The 20,546-nt window shown below is 71.5% G+C and carries 19 protein-coding genes and 1 tRNA gene; 13 read left to right on the plus strand and 7 right to left on the minus strand.

Annotation, left to right across the window (positions count from 1 at the left end; genetic code table 11):
* Positions 1–2 precede the first annotated feature (2 nt).
* Positions 3–272 carry a mycoredoxin gene (locus AC1DE0_RS02590; protein WP_478096806.1) on the minus strand — a complete coding sequence of 90 codons (270 nt, stop codon included), beginning with the start codon at positions 270–272 and terminating at the stop codon, positions 3–5.
* A 94-nt stretch (positions 273–366) separates the two neighbouring features.
* On the opposite strand from AC1DE0_RS02590, the gene ppk2 reads away from it, so the two are divergent.
* From ppk2 to AC1DE0_RS02620, 6 genes are all read left to right on the plus strand, one after another.
* Positions 367–1,206: a polyphosphate kinase 2 gene (ppk2, locus tag AC1DE0_RS02595; RefSeq protein WP_478096808.1), complete on the plus strand. Its 840-nt coding sequence runs from the start codon at positions 367–369 to the stop codon at positions 1,204–1,206.
* Positions 1,207–1,226: 20 nt separating this feature from the next.
* A complete protein-coding gene (locus AC1DE0_RS02600; RefSeq protein ID WP_478097748.1) occupies positions 1,227–3,341 on the plus strand; it encodes an ATP-dependent DNA helicase UvrD2 in 2,115 nt (704 codons plus the stop codon).
* 143 nt (positions 3,342–3,484) lie between these two features.
* Positions 3,485–3,742, plus strand: coding sequence for a hypothetical protein (locus AC1DE0_RS02605; RefSeq protein ID WP_478096810.1), 258 nt, complete (start codon positions 3,485–3,487; stop codon positions 3,740–3,742).
* Positions 3,743–4,042: 300 nt separating this feature from the next.
* Entirely contained in the window at positions 4,043–4,330 is a 288-nt protein-coding gene (locus tag AC1DE0_RS02610; protein WP_386050389.1) for a WhiB family transcriptional regulator, read from the plus strand.
* A gap of 74 nt (positions 4,331–4,404) precedes the next feature.
* Positions 4,405–4,539 carry a hypothetical protein gene (locus AC1DE0_RS02615; protein ID WP_442291919.1) on the plus strand — a complete coding sequence of 45 codons (135 nt, stop codon included), beginning with the start codon at positions 4,405–4,407 and terminating at the stop codon, positions 4,537–4,539.
* Positions 4,540–4,753: 214 nt separating this feature from the next.
* A complete protein-coding gene (locus AC1DE0_RS02620) occupies positions 4,754–4,948 on the plus strand; it encodes a hypothetical protein (protein WP_478096813.1) in 195 nt (64 codons plus the stop codon).
* Between the two features lie 21 nt (positions 4,949–4,969).
* On the opposite strand, the gene AC1DE0_RS02625 is transcribed toward AC1DE0_RS02620, so the two are convergent.
* The 3 genes from AC1DE0_RS02625 to AC1DE0_RS02635 all read right to left on the minus strand — a co-directional run bounded on the left by AC1DE0_RS02625 (position 4,970) and on the right by AC1DE0_RS02635 (position 7,874).
* Positions 4,970–6,301, minus strand: coding sequence for an ABC1 kinase family protein (locus tag AC1DE0_RS02625; RefSeq protein ID WP_478096815.1), 1,332 nt, complete (start codon positions 6,299–6,301; stop codon positions 4,970–4,972).
* A 177-nt stretch (positions 6,302–6,478) separates the two neighbouring features.
* Positions 6,479–7,450, minus strand: coding sequence for a hypothetical protein (locus AC1DE0_RS02630; protein WP_478096817.1), 972 nt, complete (start codon positions 7,448–7,450; stop codon positions 6,479–6,481).
* A 262-nt stretch (positions 7,451–7,712) separates the two neighbouring features.
* Positions 7,713–7,874, minus strand: coding sequence for a DUF5679 domain-containing protein (locus tag AC1DE0_RS02635; RefSeq protein WP_020143053.1), 162 nt, complete (start codon positions 7,872–7,874; stop codon positions 7,713–7,715).
* 189 nt (positions 7,875–8,063) lie between these two features.
* Here AC1DE0_RS02635 and AC1DE0_RS02640 point away from each other — a divergent pair, with 189 nt between their 5' ends.
* Complete coding sequence (locus tag AC1DE0_RS02640; protein WP_478096819.1) at positions 8,064–8,615, plus strand: M48 metallopeptidase family protein; 552 nt, start codon at positions 8,064–8,066, stop codon at positions 8,613–8,615.
* A gap of 374 nt (positions 8,616–8,989) precedes the next feature.
* Here the strand turns inward: AC1DE0_RS02640 and AC1DE0_RS02645 are convergent, their stop codons facing one another.
* The gene (locus AC1DE0_RS02645) at positions 8,990–9,628 is read right to left on the minus strand and encodes an NUDIX hydrolase (protein ID WP_478096821.1); all 639 of its coding nucleotides are present in this window, start codon (positions 9,626–9,628) and stop codon (positions 8,990–8,992) included.
* On the minus strand, positions 9,625–11,391 hold the full coding sequence (locus tag AC1DE0_RS02650) for a zinc-dependent metalloprotease (RefSeq protein WP_478096823.1): 1,767 nt from the start codon (positions 11,389–11,391) through the stop codon (positions 9,625–9,627). Before AC1DE0_RS02650 ends, AC1DE0_RS02645 begins: the two co-directional genes overlap by 4 nt.
* Positions 11,392–11,543: 152 nt before the next feature.
* Between AC1DE0_RS02650 and AC1DE0_RS02655 the strand changes: the two genes are divergently transcribed.
* A complete protein-coding gene (locus AC1DE0_RS02655; RefSeq protein WP_478096825.1) occupies positions 11,544–11,990 on the plus strand; it encodes a molybdenum cofactor biosynthesis protein MoaE in 447 nt (148 codons plus the stop codon).
* Complete coding sequence (locus tag AC1DE0_RS02660; protein WP_478096827.1) at positions 11,987–13,126, plus strand: YlbL family protein; 1,140 nt, start codon at positions 11,987–11,989, stop codon at positions 13,124–13,126. The genes AC1DE0_RS02655 and AC1DE0_RS02660 overlap by 4 nt, the downstream gene beginning before the upstream one ends.
* A 33-nt stretch (positions 13,127–13,159) precedes the next feature.
* Here AC1DE0_RS02660 and AC1DE0_RS02665 read toward each other — a convergent pair whose 3' ends face one another.
* Positions 13,160–13,690: a PPA1309 family protein gene (locus tag AC1DE0_RS02665; protein ID WP_478096829.1), complete on the minus strand. Its 531-nt coding sequence runs from the start codon at positions 13,688–13,690 to the stop codon at positions 13,160–13,162.
* Positions 13,691–13,978: 288 nt separating this feature from the next.
* On the opposite strand from AC1DE0_RS02665, the gene AC1DE0_RS02670 reads away from it, so the two are divergent.
* From AC1DE0_RS02670 to AC1DE0_RS02685, 4 genes are all read left to right on the plus strand, one after another.
* Positions 13,979–16,993 (plus strand): UPF0182 family membrane protein, encoded by a 3,015-nt coding sequence (locus AC1DE0_RS02670; RefSeq protein ID WP_478096830.1) that lies wholly within the window; start codon positions 13,979–13,981, stop codon positions 16,991–16,993.
* Positions 16,994–17,137: 144 nt separating this feature from the next.
* A tRNA-Met gene (locus AC1DE0_RS02675) sits at positions 17,138–17,211 on the plus strand.
* Between the two features lie 236 nt (positions 17,212–17,447).
* Positions 17,448–20,153 carry a GAF domain-containing protein gene (locus AC1DE0_RS02680; protein WP_478096831.1) on the plus strand — a complete coding sequence of 902 codons (2,706 nt, stop codon included), beginning with the start codon at positions 17,448–17,450 and terminating at the stop codon, positions 20,151–20,153.
* A complete protein-coding gene (locus tag AC1DE0_RS02685; RefSeq protein WP_478096832.1) occupies positions 20,150–20,545 on the plus strand; it encodes a response regulator in 396 nt (131 codons plus the stop codon). The genes AC1DE0_RS02680 and AC1DE0_RS02685 overlap by 4 nt, the downstream gene beginning before the upstream one ends.
* Position 20,546: the final 1 nt, after the last annotated feature.

A 20,546-nucleotide genomic window follows, 5' to 3' on the forward strand; every position in this document is an offset into this window, starting at 1 on the left:
GACTAGCCGGCGAGGCGCTGCTTGACCTCGGCGAGCGACGGGTTGGTCGCGGCGGTGCCGTCGGGGAAGACGACCGTGGGCACCGTGCGGTTGCCGGCGTTCACCTGCTCCACGAAGTCGACGTGCTCGGGGTTCGCCTCGAGGTCGATCTCGGTGAACGGGACACCCTCGCGCGACAGCTGGCCCTTGAGCCGCGTGCAGTAGCCGCACCACGTCGTGGTGAACATCGTGATCGAGCCCTCGGTGGGCGTGACCTGGCTGAGCTCGGGCATCGGTTCCCATTCGTCGTGCTGGTGGCGGCCTGCGTGGCCGGGGTGGTTGGGGACGGCTCCCGCGGACGTCGTCCCTCGATGCAAGGATGACCCCATGGCCCGGCACGGCGCAAAGCGACCCCGCAAGATGGACCTCGCCGTCTACGACGCGGAGGTGCGGCGACTGCAGGCCGGGCTCGTCGAGTTCCAGGAGTGGGTGCGGGCCACGGGCCAGCGCGTCGTCGTCGTCTTCGAGGGGCGTGACGCCGCGGGCAAGGGTTCGGCGATCAAGCGCATCACCGAGTACCTCAGCCCCCGCGTCGCGCGCATCGCGGCCCTGCCGGCGCCCACCGACCGCGAGAAGACCCAGTGGTACTTCCAGCGCTACATCGCCCACCTGCCCGCGGCGGGCGAGATCGTCCTGTTCGACCGGTCCTGGTACAACCGGGCCGGCGTCGAGCGAGTCATGGGCTTCTGCACCGACGAGCAGTACGCCCGGTTCCTCGAGCAGGCGCCGGTCTTCGAGCGGATGCTCGTCGACGACGGCATCATCCTGCGCAAGTACTGGTTCAGCGTCTCCGACGTCGAGCAGGAGCGGCGCTTCCGCTCCCGCGCCAAGGACCCCATGCGCCAGTGGAAGCTCTCCCCGATGGACCTCGAGTCGATCACCCGGTGGGAGGACTACTCCGAGGCCAAGGACCGCATGATGGCGGCCACGAGCACCGCGTGGGCGCCGTGGCACGTCGTCGAGTCCGAAGACAAGCGACGCTCGCGCGTCAACGTCATGCACCACCTCCTGGGCTCGATCCCGCACGTCGCGATGACCCCCGACGTGCCGGCCGTTCCCGACCGGCCCGCGCCGCGTGGCTACGAGCGCCCGCCCCAGGAGAACCAGAACTACGTGCCCGACCACGCCGCCCGGGCGCTCGCCATCGCGAAGGGTGATCACTCCTGACCTCCGCCACCGCCGACCAGATCCTCGAGGGGCTCGACCCCGAGCAGCGAGAGGTCGCCCTCGCCCCACCCGGGCCCCTGTGCATCCTCGCGGGCGCGGGCACGGGCAAGACGCGTGCCATCACCCACCGCATCGCGTATGCCGTCCACTCCGGTGCGCAGCAGCCGCAGCGGGTGCTCGCGCTGACCTTCACGGCGCGCGCCGCCGGCGAGATGCGCACCCGCCTGCGCGGGCTCGGGGTGCAGGGGGTGCAGGCGCGCACGTTCCACGCGGCGGCGCTGCGCCAGCTGCACTTCTTCTGGCCCCAGGCGATCGGCGGTGCCGCCCCCGAGGTGATGAGCCACAAGGCGCCGGCCGTAGCCGAGGCCGCGAGCCGGTTGCGCATGCAGTTCGACCGCACGACGATCCGCGACCTCGCCGCCGAGGTGGAGTGGGCCAAGGTCAACCTGCTGACTCCCCAGTCGTATGCGGCCCGCGCGCGTGAGCAGCGCCGTGAGCCCCCGGGTCTCGACCTCACGGCCATGGCCCGCCTCTTCGAGGCCTACGAGGACGTCAAGCAGCGCCGCGGGGTCATCGACTTCGAGGACGTCCTGCTGCTCACCGTCGGCATCCTCGACGAGCGCGAGGACATCGCCCGCACCGTGCGAGGCCAGTACCGCCAGTTCGTCGTCGACGAGTACCAGGACGTCAACGACCTCCAGCAGCGGCTGCTCGACCAGTGGCTCGGCGAGCGCAGCGACCTCTGCGTCGTCGGCGACCCGGCCCAGACGATCTACTCCTTCACCGGCGCCAGCCCCAAGCACCTCGTGGGATTCTCGAAGCGGTTCCCCAAGGCGCAGGTCGTCCGGCTGGTGCGCAACTACCGCTCCACCCCGCAGATCGTGGGGCTGGCCAACACGATCGTCGCGTCGGGCACGCAGGCCGCCCGCGAGGGTTCGGTGCGACTGCTGGCGCAGGGTGAGCCGGGGCCCGACCCGCAGCTCACGTCCTACCCCGACGACCCCGCCGAGGCGAGCGGCGTGGCCGAGCGCATCCGTGCGCTCGTCGGCTCGGGTCACCCGGCCGGCGAGATCGCGGTGCTCTTCCGCACCAACGCGCAGTCCGAGGCGTTCGAGTCGGCGCTCACCGACGTGGGCGTGCCCTACCTCGTGCGCGGCGGCGACCGGTTCTTCGCGCGCAAGGAGGTGCGCGACGCCGTCCTCCTGCTGCGCGGCGCCGCCCGCAGCGACGACGGCGCGAAGCCGCTCGGAGAGATCGCACGCGACGTCATCACCGGCGCCGGCTGGTCGCACGAGCCGCCCTCCGGCGGTGGCGCCACCCGTGAGCGGTGGGAGTCGCTGACCGCCCTGGCGACGCTCGCCGACGACATGGCGGCGGCAGCACCCGAGGCGCGCCTGCCCGAGCTGGTCGCCGAGCTCGAACGGCGTGCGGCCGAGCAGCACGCGCCCGCCGTCCAGGGCGTCACCCTCGCGAGTCTCCACGCCGCCAAGGGCCTCGAGTGGGACTCCGTGTTCCTCGTGGGCGCCTCCGACGGCCTCATGCCGATCTCGATGGCCGAGGGCCCCGACGCCATCGAGGAGGAGCGTCGACTGCTCTACGTAGGCCTGACGCGGGCCCGCAAGCAGCTTTTCCTCTCGTGGTCCGGCGCCCGCACCCCTGGCGCTCGCGCCACCCGCCGCGTCTCGCGGTTCCTCGCCCCGGCTGCCGGCATCCTGGGGCAGGGTGCACGCAGCGAGGCCAAGTCGGGTGGCTCCAAGAGGTCCGCTCCGAAGGTCGCGCGGCTCGCGCACTGCCGCGGCTGCGGGGCCGAGCTCGTCTCGGCCGCCCAGCGCAAGGTCGGTCGCTGCGACGACTGCCCGCCCACCTACGACGAGGCGACCTTCGAGCGCCTGCGCACCTGGCGGCTCGCGGTCGCCCGCGACGCCAGCGTGCCGGCATACGTCGTCTTCACCGACGCGACGCTCACCGCGATCGCGGAGGAGGCGCCCTCCGACGAGGGGGGCCTGTCGACGATCAGTGGGGTCGGCGCGCGCAAGCTGGAGCAGTACGGCAGCGACGTGCTGGCGATCCTGGGCGGTGCAGACCCGCAAGAGTTGCTCGAAAGTCGTTCTGCTGCAAAGGAATCCGCCGGCTGACGGCACCGCACGAAAAATTGTCTCGAAAACTTCGTTAAATCAGTTGTTCGTCCGCAACGGGCACGCGTACCCTTTAGGACGTCAAGCCCAGTGGCTCAGGTAGCCGGCTGGGGCCCGCGAGAAGCAGATAGGAGGGTCGGCCCATGGACATCACCACGATGACGATGAACGCAGCAACCTGCGTCCTTTCCGTGCGTCCGCGCGCCGGCCAGATCCGTCTTGCGGACTCCACGTTCGAGGCCCAGGGGACCACTGTGTCCGTCGCCGCCGTCATGGGCGGCCGCGTCGCCGATCTCCGCGCTCCGATCACGGGAGACGTCTCGGTCCTCGGCCTCACGTTCGCCCCCGCCTACAAGACCATCGATGTCGTTCGCTCCCGCTCTGGGAGGCCACCGGTCTGACACAGACCCAGAAGCCTCACCTCCAGGCCGCGAACCCGACATCACCGGGTCCGCGGCCTTCGTGTTTCCCCGGGCAGCTCCAGCAGCCGCCTGACCCGATTGCCGCCCCACACCGCAGTAACCGACACCGCATCAACGCCCCACCGGGCGCCGGACAGAGCAGGGACACAAGAGATGACTCCTCGGATGCCGAGCAGCAGGACCGAGTCGCGCACCGTCGGTGCCGGCCTTCGGACCAAGACAGAGACGAGTGAGCAGGGGCGCCCGGGAACCGGGGCCCCGGAGACGGAGGTGAGAACGATGCAGCTGAGCGAACTGATTGACATGAGGACAGAGGCCGAGCAGGTCGGCGAGACCATCCCGTGCCGCGACTACGACGCCGAGCTCTGGTTCGCCGAGAGACCGGAGGACGTCGAGTTCGCCAAGACCCTCTGCGGGCTCTGCCCCGCACGGACCCAGTGCCTCGCCGGCGCTCTCGAGCGTCAGGAGCCGTGGGGCGTCTGGGGCGGGCAGTTGCTCGTCCAGGGCGCGGTCGTGGCTCGCAAGAGGCCGCGCGGCCGTCCGCGCAAGCACCCCGTGGCTGCCTGAGCCGGCGTGAAGACGCATGACTCGGCCGTCAAACACCTTGAACACCAATCTTTTTCACAGACCAGGAGATCGTCATGAACCAGCTCGAAATGCTGGCTCGCGACCGGATCAACCAGCGCAGTCAGCGCCAGGACCGCAGCGGCATCCGTCGCAGCGCCCGGCTGATCGCACAGGAGATCCGCGCCAGTCGACGCCACAGCGAGAAGTGAACGACCGCGCCGTCGAGCGCGTTGCAGGACAACTGAATCGAGTGAGCAAGCCGCGGGTGACGCGCACGTCACCCGCGGTTCCTCATGTCCGGGAGCCGTCCTCGCGCACGTGACGGGCCGCGTCGGCGCACGCACGGCTGCGCACGACTCTCGCGTGGCGCCACGAGAGCCTGCCCCGTCGGCGGATACTGGCGGTGAGGCGAAGGGAGAACCCATGGACACCTCAGAGATCGTCCCGGTGCTCGTCTGCTCGAGCTGCGGCACGACCCCGCCCACCGATGAGCAGGCCATGGCCCGGCTCACCTGGAGCCGCGGCACCGAGCGCGGACGCACCACGTGGACCTGCGAGCGCTGCAGCCGCGACAACCTCCGCTCGATCGAGAGCAAGCTCGACCCCGACTGGTGGTGACGACCCGGTCGTGACGACTCCTCAGCCCGTCTCGCCCACGGGCGGCAGGTCGGCCCCCGGAAGCAGCTCGTCGACGAGTGAGCGGCCGTGCACGGTGCCGCCGAGCTGGCTCAGCACCCCGATGCCCCCACCCCAGACCCGGTGGATCAGCAGGTACTCGGGCGGCAGGTTGAGCTTGTAGGCGACGGCGTAGTTGGGCTGCCGGGGATCGTTGATGTGCGCGAACACTCCCCGGAGCCACTCGCGGCTGAAGGCGAACGTGTCGGTGCGGAAGGGCGCCATGAACGGCTCGAGGTAGTCGAGCAGCCGCTCAGGGTCGAGGTCGATGCCGCTCTTGACGAAGCCGATCTCGCGAAGCCCGTCGAGCACGTCCTCGGCGCTGCCCTCGAGGCCCGTCGTCAGCAGCGGCCCGATCTCGGGCGGCATGCCCTCGGGGAGGCGGTTGACGGCCCCGAAGTCGATGATGCCGAGCCGCCCGTCGGGCGTCATGCGGAAGTTGCCGGGGTGCGGGTCGGCGTGGAGCAGACCTGCCCTCGCCGGGCCGGCAAGCAGGAAGCGCAGGTACAGCTGGGACGCCGTGTCACGCTGCTCCTGGGTGCCCTCGGCGATGATGCGCGACAGGGGCAGTCCCTCGAGCCACTCGGACACGATGACGTGCTCACGGCCCTCGACGACGTGCGGCACGGCGAAGTCAGGGTCGCCGTCGAAGGCCGCCGCAAAGGTCGCCTGCGAGTCGGCCTCGAGGCGGTAGTCGAGCTCCTCCGCCATGCGGTCGCGCAGCTCGTCGAGGATGGGGCCGAGCTCGATACCCGGCACCCAGCCGGCGGCCACCTTCGCGACCCGGCTGATCTGGCGGATGTCGCTCATCAGCGCCGGCCCGGCTCCGGGGTACTGGATCTTGACCGCCACGTCGCGGCCGTCCTTCCAGACGGCGCGGTGCACCTGCCCTATCGACGCGGAGGCAACGGGGTGGTCGTCGAAGGACTCGAACCGGCTGCGCCACCGGGTGCCGAACGCGGTGCGCATGACGCCGTGCACGGAGGTGGTCGGCATCGGTGGCGCGCTGTCCTGCAGCTTGGTCAGGGTGGCCCGGTAGTGCACCGCGAGATCCTCGGGGAGGGCGGCCTCGAAGATCGAGAGAGCCTGCCCGAACTTCATCGCCCCGCCCTTGAGCTCGCCGAGCACCTGGAACAGCTGCTGGGCGGTGCGCGCCTGCAGCTCGGCGGCGACGAGCTCGGCGGGCCTGCCGCCGAGGCGCTTGCCGATGCCGAGCGCCGTGCGTCCCGCGAAACCGAGTGGCACCGAGGCGAGCTTGGCCGAGCGCACGACGGCCTTGCGCGGCAGGTCGGTCACGGCACACCTCCTCGGGCGACTCCACGGCGTGGGCCTCGGTGGGCGAGGGCGCCGGCTGGCGTTCGGGGCGTGGCGCAGTCGGCCCGCTCCCGCCCCCGACTCTATGTCGTGCGTGGCCGCATGCGGGTCCGGTGGGTGGCGGCGTACGCGTTGGTGTGTCACGGCGCACGCGTCGGCCTAGGCGCCCGGGCGCAGCACCTCGCCGGACTGGCGGGTCAGCCCTGTGGCGACAGCCGACGGTCGTGCCGCGCGGTCGCGCGAGCCGAGTGGCGCCGGGTGCGCCGGGCAGAGCGGGTGCGCGGGCCAGCGGCGGTGGTCCATGCGCGGCCAGGGCAGGCTCACCTCGACCGAGACACCGGGGGGCGGCGGGTGCCCCTCGAGCAGGCCGGTGACGAGGAGGGTGACCGTGCCGACGACGATCTCGGTGAGCCCCGGCCGGAGGGCGTCGTGCGTCCCCTCGGGCGGGCCGGCGAGGGTCAGCTGCCGGGGAGGGGTGGCCTGGCTCATCACCGTGGGCCAGGCCTCGTCGCGGTCGGCCCGGTGCCGGTCGAGGCACCAGAGGCATGGCCCGCCGGGGGAGGCGTCGACGAGGGGCCCCACCACCGTGCGCGGCCCGGCGGGTGCGACCGGCAGGTGCGGTATGCCGTGTCGCAGCCAGAGGTCGCCGCGACGCGGGTCGACAACCGGTGACCCGATCAGGATGACGAGGTCCGGGCGGGGACGGTCGGGGGCCGAAACGGCGCGGTCGAGAGCGGCGCGCCGGTGGACGACGGTGAGGTGGGTCTTCGCGAGAGCCGCGGCGATCTCGGCGGCCAGGCTCCCGGAGCCGTCGACGACGACGCGTGCAGGCACCGCGCCGTCAGGCGGAGGGTCGTCGCTCTCGCGGTCGGCGAGGATCGCCAGGTCGTGCGCGAGCTCGAGCAGCGCCTGCCACCGCTCTGGCGGCACGCCGGCATCGGCCGCCACCCGGTAGGTCGAGGCGAGGGGGAGGGCCCCGTCGAGGCGCGCGAGCAGGTCGGCCTCGGTCTCGCTGATGCCCCTCACGACCGGGCCTCCTGGGAGCACCCCGAACTGCACCTCGTCCCGCCGGCGGGTCAGGGGGCGCAGCCACACGGGGACGCGCGGGTGAGACGGCACGGCAGCAGACATGGGACCTCCTGACCCGGTGACGCCGCCTGCGGCACCACCCTCGGTCGTCAGGCTCGCAGCCGTTCGCGGGTCGCCGTCGTGGCCGTCCACAGGCGGCTCGAGGTCGGGGCGCCTCCACGCGCACGCTCGCGGCGGCATACGGCTCCAGATGGGGCGTACGGGGTCTTGGGAGGGTCGCTCTCGCACGGGCACGCACGAGGGGGCGGGACCGTGTGGTCCCGCCCCCTCGATCTGCGGCGTCAGCGACGCCGGCGTGACCTGGTCAGGCCTTGCCCAGGATGCGGTTGAGGTTCGTGCCACAGACGGGGCACTGGCCCTTGGCCATGCGGCGACCGTTGTCGGACACGACAACCTTGCCCTCGGCCTCGCGCTTCTCCTTGCACTTCACGCAGTAGAACTCGCCCTTGTAGGTCTCGTCAGCCATTGGTGTCTCCTTGTTGACGGCGCCCATCCGACGGGCGCCTCGACTCGTTCAACCCTAGAGCACGCTGAGCACGAAATCATGCTCATCCCCGCTTGGCGTGGCCTCCCGGAATGGGGTATGCCGTGCGGGCGCGGACGTGTCGGTGCCGTGCTCCGCGCCGTTGTCGGTCGGCGGGCTTACCCTGCCCTCATGGCGACGACGCGGCGCGAGGTGGTGCACACCGTGGTCGACGGTGTCACCGTCGAGGTCCGCCGCAGCGCCAAGCGTCGCCGCACCGTGTCCGCCTACCGGCAGGAGGGGCGGCTCGTCGTCCTCGTCCCCGCGCGCATGAGCCAGGCCGAGGAGGGGGAGTGGGTGCGCACCATGGTCGCCCGCGTCGCGGCCTCCGAGCAGCGCCGGCAGCGCAGCGACGGTGACCTCGAGCAGCGGGCCCTCGAGCTGTCCCGCGAGCACCTCGGTGGCCGCGCCGTTCCGTCGAGCGTGCGGTGGGTCGGCAACCAGAACTCCCGCTGGGGTTCGTGCACACCTGCCGAGGGCTCGATCCGCTTGTCCGACAAGCTCCGTGGCATGCCGGGGTGGGTCGTCGACTACGTCCTCCTGCACGAGCTGGCGCACCTGCTCCAGCCGGGCCACGGCCCCCAGTTCTGGGAGCTGCTGCGGGGCTACCCGCGTCTGGAGCGCGCGCGTGGCTACCTCCAGGGCGTGTCCGCCGCTGCCGGCCTCGACCTCAGCGACGACTGACCGCGCCGCCCCTGCCGAGGCCGTATGCCGTCCGGCGGGCCCTCGTGCGTTCGGCGGGTCCTGCCTCACCCGCGGGGGTGTCCGTTCGACCTGCTCCCGGCACGCCCCGACCGACGTCTGACAGTCGCGGGGATTCCGCGCTCGCACCCCGTGGCGCGCACTCCCCGCACGGCGCCCGTCCGGACACGAGGCGCCTCCTTCGGACGCCCCTGAGCGGTGACCGGCACGGCGTACCGATGCACGCTGGAGAGCCGGCCCGGCGCCTGCGCGGTGTGGCGCATGTGGCTCGTGTGACGAGAGAGCATGACGCAGATCACATGGCGGGGAACGTGTCGGCACCCGAAAAGGTCGCTGTGTGCCGGTTTCGGACCTGCTCAGCAGCCGATGACACGGGTGGCTGCGCGCACGAGCGGACCCAGCTCGGCGCGGGTGCCCTCGGGCAGGGCATCCACCGGCCACCAGCGCACGTCGATGGACTCGGTGCTCACCGCCGCGGCGGCCGACCGGGGCGTGACGGCGGCGAACCTGATGTCGAGGTGCTCCCGGCAGCGGCCGAAGTCGCCCACGAGCACGTGCCGGTCCAGCTGCACGATCTCGGGCAGGGCCGTCACGTCGGCGATGCCGGACTCCTCGCGGGCCTCACGCGTTGCTGCCTGCCAGACGGACTCGTCGCTCGGTTCGAAGTGACCACCGAACTGGAACCACTGCCTGGCCCGCCGGTGCAGGGTGAGCAGCGCCGACTCGCCCGTCTCGTCGAGCACGATGACGCTGCCCGTGAGGTGGGCCGGGGGGCCGGCCTTGCTCACGGCCTCGGGATGCGCGCGCAGGTGGGCGAGGTAGGTCAGGCGGAGCTGCTCCTGCTCGTCGTCGGGTGCGACCCAGGCCTCGAGCCGCGACAGCGCGTCGGCATGCAGGCGGCGCCACGCTGGATGAGCCGAGGCGATGGACGTCGCCTCAGCTGCTCCTTCGGTGGTGGCGGCGGTCGGCGGCAGGCCGGAAGCCGCTCCGGTCACCGGCTCTCGCCCTGCTGCGGGTCTCCCGGCTCGCGGGGCTCGTCCGGCTCGCGGGGCTCGTCCGGCTCACCGGAGTCGCCCGGTGAGGTCTCGGATTCGGCGTCGGGCCCTGCCGACGGCTCGCCGCGGCGTTCGCGGTCGGCCTCGTCCAGGATCCCCTTGAGCACCGAGTCGAGGTCCTCACCGAACGCGTCGCCCAGACCGTCGTCCAGGCCCTCGGGGAGGCCTCGGTCGGTCGGCTGTCCCTCGGCCGTGCCGTCGCCCGTGGCGCGCTCCACGAAACCGATGGGGTCGTCGAGGTCGGCCGACGTGGGCGCGAGGTCGGGGTGGGCCCAGCGGCCGTCACGCAGGCTCTGACCGCCGGCGCTCTCCAGCGCGGCCCAGAGGTTCGCGGCGTCGCGGAGGCGACGAGGGCGCAGCTCGAGGCCGACGAGCCCGGCGAACGTCTTCTGGGCGGCGCCGCCCACCCGACGCCTGCGGATGGTCTCGGCGAGCGCCGCCGACTGCGGGAGGTGACGACCGGTCGCCTTGTCGGTGACGTGGTCGACCCAGCCCTCCGCCAGGGCGAGCAGCGTCTCGAGCCGGCCGAGGGCCGTGCGCTGCGCGGCCGTGGGCTGGGGTCGGAAGAGGTTGCCCTGCAGGGCGGAGCGCAGGGCGTCCGGGTCGGAGGGGTCGATCGTCGAGAGCGCCGACTCGATGGCCTCGGTGTCGATGGTGATGTTGCGGGCGTAGTCGGACACGGCCGAGAGCAGCTGCGGGCCGAGCCAGGAGACTTCTGAGAAGAGGCGCACCCGCGCCGCCTCGCGCACGGCGAGGTAGAGCCGGACCTGCGCGACGTCGAGCTCGAGTGACTCGGCCAGCTGGGCGACGTTGCCCGGCAGCAGGGCGACCAGCCCCGGCTCGGTGAGGGGGAGCCCGACCTCGGTGCCGCTCACGACCTCGGTCGCCAGAGTGCCGACGGCCTGGCCCAGCTGGGCGGCGAACATCTGGCGGCTGAGGTTGCCGAGCATCGGCGCCCACTGCTCGACCATCTGCTGCGGGTCGAAGCCGGCGGGCAGCCCCTCCGGGAGCGCCTCGCCGAAGGCTTCCGGGCCGAGCTCGCCGATCTGCTTGCGCATGGCATCGGAGGTGGCGGCCGTCACGCCGTCGGACACCGGCTCGATGAGCTCGAACCACCGGGGCATCGTCGCGTCGACCCACTCCGCCCTGCTCAGCCCGGTCGCGCGCCAGGCGGGGGCGTCGAGGGTGGTCTGCTCGTCGAGCCACAGGGTCGCTACGGCGACGGCGTCGTGCACCGCTCGCGAGGCCGCGTCGTCGTGGACGTCGTTGCCATCGACGGTGAGCACGTGCCGACGGGCCACCTCCGTGGCGAGGTCACGCGAGCCGGTGGGCGACTGCTGAGCGGCCATGAAAGTGCCGAGCTGCGCCCGCATGGCGGCCTGGGTCGCGGGGTCACGGGGGTCGACGCCCATCGAGCGCATGGCCTCGGCGAGGTCGGGGTTCTCCGCCGCTTCGCCGAGCACCTTCTCGAGCATCGCGCCCAGGTCGGCGGGGTCCATCCCGCCGAGGTCGGGGAGGATGTCGCCGGCTCCCGTGCCGCCGGCGCCCGCACCGCCTGACGCGGGCCTGTTCAAGGGCAGTCCGAAGGGGGACTCGCCGGGTGCCCGGTCGGGACCTCGCTGCTGCGCGTCCCGGTCGTCCGGGATCTCCGGGAGATCGTCGTCCCGGTCGCTGCGGTTGTCGTCGCCGCGGTCGTCGGCCATGCCTGCTCATCCCCACTCGAAATGGTGTCGTGCCGGCCACTCGGCCGTACACCCAAGACAACCACGGATCGACCTCGTTGGTTCCCCGGTCGGGCGACGCCCGACGGGCTCGGCGGCGGGAGTGGTCTCCTCGGCGGCATACGATTGCCCGCGTGACGGTCACCCTTGCCGAGATCCGTGAGACGCCCCTGTCGGTCGACGAGGTGCTCGCGAGTGTCTCGTCCCCCCGGGCCGGCGGCGTCTGCCTGTTCGTCGGGACAGTGCGAGACCACGACGGCCACTCCGACGACGCGGCTCGCGAGAGCGACCGCGCCGTGACGCACCTCGACTACTCCGCGCACCCGCAGGCTGCCGACACCGCGCGCGAGCTCGCCGAGCGCCTCGCCGCTGACGGGCGCGCCGTCCGCATCGCCGTCGTGCACCGGGTCGGGCACCTCGAGGTCGGCGACATCGCCGTCGTCGTCGGAGTGAGCGCAGAGCACCGCGGCGAGGCCTTCGACGTGTGCCGCCAGCTCATCGACGAGTTCAAGGCCACGATCCCGATCTGGAAGCACCAGCAGTTCGCCGACGGCGCCGACGAGTGGGTGGGCCTGCCGTGAAGACGATCAAGCGCATCCCCGAGCAGGCTCCCGGCGCCGAGCTGCCCACGCGCGCCGAGCTGCTCGACGGCGAGGGCCGTGGCACCCTGACCCGCGGCAACAAGGCCGTGCTCGCGTCCTTCTTCCTCTTCCTCGTGGTCGTCGTGGTCGGGTCGGTCGTCAACCTGCCGTATGCCGTCATGAGCCCGGGCCCGACGCAGAACACCCTCAGCTCCACCGGCGACGGCAAGAACACGCCGATCATCTCGGTCACCGGCCTCCCCACCTACCCGACCGACGGCGCGCTGCGCTTCACCACCGTCCGCGTCGAAGGTGGCCCCGGCTACCCGGTCGACGCCTGGGACGTGCTGCAGGCCTGGATCGACCCCGCGCGCGACGTCTTTCCGGTCGATGACATCTTCGACCCGCAGGTCAGCAAGGAGCAGGTCGCCGAGGAGAACGCCATCCAGATGGAGGGCTCCCAGGAGGAGGCGACCGCCGTGGCGCTGCGCGCCATCGGGAAGGACGTCCCGACCCACATCGCCGTCGCCGGTCTCACCGACTCGTCCAAGGCCAAGGACCTCCTCAAGGTCGGCGACCGCATCACCGCGATCGGCGGCGAGCCGATCACCACGACCCAGGCCGTCCGCGACACCCTGCAGAAGTCCCGGCCGGGCGACACCGTCTCGCTGACGATCACGCGTGGCGGCAAGGAGCAGAAGCTCGAGGTGCCGACCATCGCGGGCCAGGAGGGCCGCACGGCGCTCGGGGTGCTGCTGGGTCTCGACCACGACTTCCCGGCCACCGTGAAGATCCACGCAGGCGCCATCGGGGGCCCGTCTGCCGGGCTGATGTTCTCACTCGGCATCTACGACAAGCTGACGCCCGGTCCGCTCGCGGCCGGACACCAGATCGCCGGCACCGGCACCATCGACGACGAGGGCAAGGTGGGCCCGATCGGGGGCATCCGCCAGAAGCTCGCCGGCGCCCGTGCCGACGGCGCCCAGGTCTTCCTCGCACCGGCCGACAACTGCGACGAGGTGGTCGGGCACGTGCCCGACGGGCTCGACGTCTTCAAGGTCGGCACCTTCGACACCGCCCGCACCGCGGTCGAGGCCGTCGCCAAGGGACAGACGGGCTCGCTGCCGCGCTGCTGACCGCGCGGGGGAGGAGGCTGCCGGCCGTCCCGGTCAGTCCTCGAAGGTCGCCCTGAGCGCCTCGACGAGGCCGGGCGCGATGTCCTTGCCGGTCGCCACCGCGTCGTCGGAGTCGTGGTCGCGCTGGCGCAGCAGGCAGATCGACGACCCGTCGCGCAGCACCGCGACGACGAGCCGCACGTCCTTGCGGTCGGGGTGGGCGGCGAGGTGGTCGACGGCCTCGTCGCCGCTCGTGGGCAGGTCGCGTTCGGCCTCGGGCGGCACGACCATGCGCTCGATGGCGAAGGCGCAGCCGTTGACCTCGTCGGGCCACGCGAGCCGCCCCAGCAGGGTCTCGAGGGAGCTCGTCGTCGGGAGCCCTTCCTGCTCGACCGCGGTCAGGGCGCCCTCGGCCAGGTCGGCCGGACCCATCTGGTCGCGCAGCTGGGGCTCGCGCTCGAGCAGGTCCGCGGTGCGCACCAGGGCGAAGAGACGGGCCGGCTGGTCCCAGCCTGCGGCCGCGACGTGGCGCTCCGTGTCGAGGGCGGCGATGGCGAGGGGGTCGATGACGGGCTGCGGGTTCACGCCCCCATGCTGCCGTATGCCGCAGGGGCACCGATCGCCGTGTGCCCCGGGGCGGCCTGTGGTGCGTCTGCCACGCCTCCGACGCCCGCCACCGTGCGGCATAGGCAGGGCTCGGCCGCCTGGAGAGCCGGGTGCGCAGGCCTCCGGTGGTCGTAGGACGGGTCACGGTGCGGTATCGCCCCGCTGGGCCGGAGCGCGCGCGGGTTATGGTTGCCGCAGGCGGCCCGAGGTGGCTGCCACCGGGTTCCGCCCGACCACCTGCCCGCCCTCGCACCCAAGGCACGCCACGTGAGCGACAGCAACTTCGGCCCTCCGCCGGGCAACTTCGACGACGACGACTCCGGCGCGCACCGGCGCGGCGAGACGGCGGTCCTGCCGCCGACCCGACGCCCGCTCGTCACCGCCCTGGTGGTGGCTGCCGCCGTGCTGGTGGTCATCGCTATCGCCGCGCAGTTCTGGACCGAGGTGCTGTGGTACCAGTCGGTCCACTTCTCGAGCGTGTTCACCACCCAGTTGCTCACCAAGCTGCTGCTCGGCATCGTCGGCGGGCTCCTGACTGCCGCCATGGTGTGGTCGAGCATCCACGTCGCCTTCCGCAGCAGGCCGATCTACGCTCCGTCGCCCGAGACGCAGGCGATGGAGCACTACCGCCAGCTCGTCGAGCCGATGCGCCGCACGGCCACCGTCGCCGCGCCGCTCGCCGTCGGGCTGTTCGCCGGGCTGTCTGCCGCCACCCAGTGGGACACCTTCCTGCTGTGGCGCAACAGCAACCCGTTCGGCACCCAGGATCCCGAGTTCAGGCTCGACATCAGCTTCTTCGTCTTCGACCTGCCGTGGATCAACTTCGTGGTGGCCTTCCTGACGATGATCCTCGTCATCGGTTTCATCACCGCCGCGTTCACGCACTACCTCTACGGCGGCATCGTCGCCGGCAACAAGATGCGGTCGACGCACGCGGCACGCGTACACCTCTCCGCCATCGCGGCAGCCCTCGTGCTGGTGCGGGCAGTCGCCTTCTGGGTCGACCGCTACAACCTGGCGACCGCCGAGTCGACCAAGATCACCGGCATCCAGTACACCGAGTCGCACGCGATCATCCCGACCAAGGGCATCCTCGCCGTCGCCGCGGTGATGTGCGCCATCATGTTCCTGACGACCATCTGGACGCGCTCCTGGCGCCTGCCGCTCGTCGGCGTCGCCGTCCTGGCCGTCATCGTGGTCGCGGTCGGCGGCATCTACCCGGCCCTCGTCCAGTCGCTCAAGGTGCGCCCCTCCGAGAAGTCGCTGGAGGTGCCCTACATCCAGCGCAACATCGACGCGACCCGGGCGGCGTACGGCTTCAACACGATCGAGGTCAAGCCCTACGACACGAAGACCGTGGCCGAGCGGAACGCGCTGCGTGACGACGCGGCCACCGTGCCCGGTATCCGGCTCATCGACCCCAACGTCGTGAGCCCCACCTTCAAGCAGCTCGAGGCCAGCAAGGGCTACTACCAGTTCGCCGACGTGCTGGACGTCGACCGCTACCAGCTCAACGGAAAGTCCCAGGACACCGTCATCGCCGCCCGCGAGCTCGACCTGAGCGGTGTCCCCGAGGGGCAGCGCAACTGGCTCAACGACCACACCGTCTACACGCACGGCTACGGCCTCGTCGCGGCCAAGGGCAACACGCGCGAGGACGACGGGCGTCCGACCTTCATCGAGTCGCAGATCGGCACGCAGGGGGCGCTGGGCACGTACGAGCCTCGCATCTACTTCGGTGAGAGCTCGCCCGAGTACTCCATCGTCGGTGGCGACAAGCAGGAGTTCGACTACCCCGACCCCGGCGGCACCGGGCAGATCAACACGACGTATGCCGGCACGGGTGGCGTCGCGCTCGACGGGCTCAAGCGCCTCGCGTACGCCGTGAAGTACCGCGAGATCAACTTCCTGCTCTCCAACGCCGTGAACAACGACTCGCGCATCCTCGACCACCGCACGCCGCGCGACCGCGTCCAGCGGGTGGCGCCGTGGCTGACGCTCGACGGCAACGCGTACCCGACGGTGGTGGACGGCCGGGTGCTCTGGGTGCTCGACGGCTACACCACGTCGGCGAACTACCCGTACTCCGAGATGACGACGCTCGACACCGCGACGGAGGACGCCGTGACCAGCACGCGCAACTCCGTGCGGGCCGTGCAGGCCGGCCAGGTCAACTACGTTCGCAACTCGGTCAAGGCCACGGTCGACGCCTACGACGGCACCGTCACGCTCTACCAGTGGGACGACAAGGACCCCGTCCTCAAGGCGTGGATGTCGATCTTCCCCGACTCGGTGAAGCCGATCTCCGACATCAAGGGCTCGCTCATGCAGCACCTGCGCTACCCGGAGGACCTCTTCAAGGTGCAGCGCACGCTGCTGCAGAAGTACCACGACACCGACGCGTCCTCGTTCTACGGCGGCCAGAACTTCTGGCGGGTCCCCGACGACCCGACCCAGTCGGACTTCCTCCAGCCGCCGTACTACCTCTCGCTCGCCATGCCCGACCAGGCCCGCCCGGCCTTCTCGCTGACCTCGACGTTCATGCCGACCGGTGACCGCAACGTCCTCTCCGGGTTCCTGGCCGTCGACGGCGACGCGGGGTCGCAGACCGGCAAAAAGGCTGGGAGCTACGGCACGATGCGGTTGCTCGAGACGACCGGCGGCTCCGTCAACGGGCCGGGCCAGGTGTTCAACGACATGCGCACCTCGGCGGTCACCTCCAACGACGCCTCCTTGGGCCGGCAGCTGACCCTCGCCCAGTTCATCTCGACGACGTCGTCGAGCGGCGCCAGCGTCATCTTCGGCAACCAGCTCACGCTGCCTGTCGGGGGCGGCCTGCTCTACGTGCAGCCGATCTACGTCCAGGCCCGCTCGAGCGGCTCGGGCACCTACCCCCGTCTCTCCGCTGTCGCCGTCGCCTTCGGCGACAAGATCGCCTGGGCCGGTTCGCTGGACGCCGCGCTGAACGACCTCTTCGGTGGCTCGGGTGTGCAGGCCGGCGACAACGGGACCGGCACCCCGCCGACCTCGACGCCGACGCCCGGGAGCACCGGCAAGCCGTCGCAGACCCCGACGGGCACCGCGACGTCGCAGGCAGGCACCCCGAACGCCCCGGCGCTGACCAAGGCGCTCAGCGACGCAGAGGCCGCGTACGCCGAGGGCGAGGCTGCGCTCAAGCGTGGCGACTTCGCTGCCTACGGCCAGGCGCAGACCAAGCTCAAGGACGCCCTCAAGCGCGCCGTCGACGCATCGCCCAAGTCGACACCGCCCACGGCCCCCTGACGCCTGCACGATCGGAACGACCTGCGGCAGCACGCGAATCGCGTGCTGCCGCAGGTCGTTTCGCGGAAATGACGCGATCTCGTGGCTGACGTGCCACCTCGATTTGGTCCTGCGGGAGGTTTCGCGTAACGTTGCTCTTGCCGACGCGGGGTGGAGCAGCTCGGTAGCTCGCCGGGCTCATAACCCGGAGGTCGCAGGTTCAAATCCTGCCCCCGCTACTACAGCGCATCGCGCGGCAACGAAGGCCCCCACAGTGTGGGGGCCTTCGTGTGTTTCCAGGACCTCGGACCACCGTCCACGACCGGCCAGCGCACGACGGGTCGGGCAACGGCACCAGGAATCCCCACAAAAGGTGCGGATCTCTGGGTTTCCTCGCCGCGCAAACCCGGCAGGAGCAGACTGCTACGGGACGACCCACGACTGCAGCTTGATGCATCGCGTGATGGGGGACTCGATGGCAGAGTTCGGGCAGCCCGGCGACGACGAGGCCGGCTCTGACCGCGCCCGCAGCTCCGACAGCGCACGTGCACGCGAGCCGGGACGACTGGCGGAGGTCGAGCAGCAGCTGCGCGCGACCACCGACATCCTGAACGTGCTCACCCGCGGCGCGTCGGGGGCCGGCAGCCGGGACGACGTGTTCGGAGCGATCGTCGAGACCGCCAGGCGGCTGCTCGACGCCGACGTGGCCCAGATCTTCCTCGTCCAGGGCGACTCCTACGTCCTGGGGCGCTCGAGCGGGCTCACGCCCGCCTACCTCGACTTCGCGGCGCAGCACCCCATCGCCCGGGACCGACGGACGCTCGTCGGACGGGTCACGCTCGACCGGACGGTCCAGCAGATCGACGACGTCCTCGCCGACCCGGAGTACGGCCGCAGCGACTACCAGCGGGTGGGTGGCTTCCGCTCGATCATGGGTGCGCCGATGATCGTCGGGGACCAGGTGGTCGGCTCCCTCAACGTCTGGCGCAACGAGGTGGCCCCGTTCGACGACAGCGACACGACCCTGCTCACCACCTTCGCCGGGCAGGCGGCGCTCGCCGTGCGGCACGTGGAGCTCGTCGCGGCACTGGAGAGCCGTTCAGCCGAGCTCGCGCGCAAGGTGGACCAGCTGGAGGCGCTCGCCGAGGTGGGCCAGGCCATCAGCTCGACGCTCGTGCCCGACGAGGTGCTGAGGACCATCGTCTCGCACGCCGTCGAGCTGTCGGGAACGGACGGCGGCTCGCTGATGGAGTTCGACGAGGCCACCGGGCTGTTCGGCGTGCGCACGGTCTATGGAACCAGCCCAGACGTCGTCGATGCTCTGCGGGGGGCGAGGATCCACATCGACCACACCTGGGTGGGCCGCGCGGCTCGGGACCGCACGGTGCTCCAGATCCCCGACCTCGGCGAGGAGCCGACTCCACTCGACCCGCACCTGGAGGTCCTTCGCTCGGCAGGGTGGCGCTCGCTGGTCGCGATCCCGCTGATGCGCCCGGACCGCGTGGTCGGTGCACTGGTCGTGCGCCGCAAGTCGACGGGCGCTTTCACCGCAGAGACCTGCGAGCTCCTCGAGGCGTTCGCGAGCCAGTCGGCCGTCGCGCTGACCAACGCGCGCCTCTACCAGCAGCTCGAGCAGCAGAGCGTCGAGCTCGCCGACGCGAGCCGGCACAAGTCCGAGTTCCTCGCGAGCATGTCCCACGAGCTGCGGACCCCGCTCAACGCCGTCATCGGCTTCTCCGAGGTGCTCCTCGAGCGCATGTTCGGCGAGCTGAACGAACGTCAGGAGGACTACCTCCAGGACATCCACTCCGCGGGGCGGCACCTGCTCGCCCTCCTCGCCGACATCCTCGACCTGTCGAAGATCGAGGCCGGCCGGATGGAGCTTGACCTCACGACGTTCCCGATGGACGACGTCGTCACCCAGGCGCTCTCCCTCGTGCGCGAGCGGGCCGCCCTGCACTCCATCGACCTCGTCCTGGACGCCCAACCGCTCGGGCCGGTGACGGCCGACGAGCTGCGCCTCAAGCAGGTCCTCCTCAACCTGCTGAGCAACGCCGTCAAGTTCACGCCTGACGGCGGGACCGTCGAGGTGCGCGCCTGGCGGGACGGCCGTGACCTGGAGGTGACCGTGTCCGACACGGGGATCGGCATCGACCCGAGCGACCAGGAGCGGATCTTCGACTCGTTCCAGCAGGGTGAGCGCACGGCCTCCACGGTCGAGGGCACCGGTCTCGGCCTCACGTTGAGCCGTCGGATCATCGAGCTGCACGGCGGCCGCCTATGGTTGACGAGCACCCCCGGCAAGGGCAGCACCTTCGGGGTCGTCATCCCGCAGCCCGACCGCGCACGGGACACGGAGCAGGACCCCTGGCTGGAGGAGAACCCGGCCGGCACCGGCCCGACGGTCGTCGTCATCGAGGACGACCCGCGTTCGGCCGAGCTCGTCGAGCTCCACCTGCGCGCCGCCGGCCTCCGGGCCGTTGCCGCCCCGACCGGCGAGCGGGGACTCGAGCTGGTCCGTGCGCACGACGCCGTCGCCGTCATCCTCGACATCCACCTCCCGGGAATGAACGGGTGGGACGTGCTGGCCGAGCTGAAGTCTGACCCTGCGACGGCGGACGTGCCGGTGGTCATTGTCAGCGTCGAGCCCGAGCGCGGCCGCGGCTTCGCTCTCGGTGCCACCGAGTACCTCGTGAAGCCGGTGCGGGGGGAACACCTCCTGCGAGCCGTCACCCGTCTGCTGCCGCAGGGCGTCGCGGGCGTGCCGGTCGACCCTGACCGGCTCAGCGTCGTCGTCGTCGACGACGACCCGCTCGCCCTCAAGCTCGTGCGCAGCACCCTGGAGCCCCTCGGCTGGACCGTCCACACGTGCACCGGCGGCCAGCAGGCGGCGGACGTCGTCCGCGCCGTGTCGCCGTCCGTCGTCGTGATGGACCTGCTCATGCCCCAGGTGGACGGCTTCGCCGTCATCGACGAGCTGCGCCCCGACCGCGACTCGGACGGTCCACCCATCGTGGTTCTCACCGCGAAATCCTTGACCCCACAAGACCGGTCGCGCCTCGAGGGTCGCATTGCCTTCGTGGCGGAGAAGGCCGGTCTCGACCTCCCGGGTCTCGCCCGTCGCCTCGCGGCCGTGGCCTCGGCGCACCTCGACGGCCAGAGCGGGGGTGAGGAGCCGTGAGCCGCTTGCCGGTCGTCCTGCTCGTGGAGGACAACGCCCGCAACCTCAAGCTCGCCCGCGACGTCCTCGAGTACGCCGGGTTCTCGGTGGTCGTCGCGACGACGGGTGAGGAAGGGGTGGAGCAGTCGCGCGCCGCTCTGCCGGACGTCATCCTGATGGACCTCCAGCTGCCCGGCATCGACGGGTATGCCGCCCTCGAGCTGATCCGCCAGCACGGACCGACGGCACACATTCCGGTCGTCGCACTGACCGCGTTCGCGATGCGTCACGACCGCGAACGCGTCCTGGACTCCGGCTTCTCCGGCTACCTCGAGAAGCCGATCAGCGTCCGTGAGTTCGCCGCGCAGGTGCGCCGGCACCTACCGCGCCGGAACGACGCGGTCGAGGGATGAC

This window comes from Terrabacter sp. 05T424 (assembly GCF_056396225.1).

Coding starts and splice junctions, on each gene's coding strand:
- AC1DE0_RS02590 (WP_478096806.1), bottom strand. CDS start 272: ATGCCCGAGCTCAGCCAGGTCACGCCCACCGAGGGCTCGATCACGATG.
- ppk2 (WP_478096808.1), top strand. CDS start 367: ATGGCCCGGCACGGCGCAAAGCGACCCCGCAAGATGGACCTCGCCGTC.
- AC1DE0_RS02605 (WP_478096810.1), top strand. CDS start 3,485: ATGGACATCACCACGATGACGATGAACGCAGCAACCTGCGTCCTTTCC.
- AC1DE0_RS02610 (WP_386050389.1), top strand. CDS start 4,043: ATGCAGCTGAGCGAACTGATTGACATGAGGACAGAGGCCGAGCAGGTC.
- AC1DE0_RS02615 (WP_442291919.1), top strand. CDS start 4,405: ATGAACCAGCTCGAAATGCTGGCTCGCGACCGGATCAACCAGCGCAGT.
- AC1DE0_RS02620 (WP_478096813.1), top strand. CDS start 4,754: ATGGACACCTCAGAGATCGTCCCGGTGCTCGTCTGCTCGAGCTGCGGC.
- AC1DE0_RS02630 (WP_478096817.1), bottom strand. CDS start 7,450: ATGTCTGCTGCCGTGCCGTCTCACCCGCGCGTCCCCGTGTGGCTGCGC.
- AC1DE0_RS02635 (WP_020143053.1), bottom strand. CDS start 7,874: ATGGCTGACGAGACCTACAAGGGCGAGTTCTACTGCGTGAAGTGCAAG.
- AC1DE0_RS02640 (WP_478096819.1), top strand. CDS start 8,064: ATGGCGACGACGCGGCGCGAGGTGGTGCACACCGTGGTCGACGGTGTC.
- AC1DE0_RS02650 (WP_478096823.1), bottom strand. CDS start 11,391: ATGGCCGACGACCGCGGCGACGACAACCGCAGCGACCGGGACGACGAT.
- AC1DE0_RS02680 (WP_478096831.1), top strand. CDS start 17,448: ATGGCAGAGTTCGGGCAGCCCGGCGACGACGAGGCCGGCTCTGACCGC.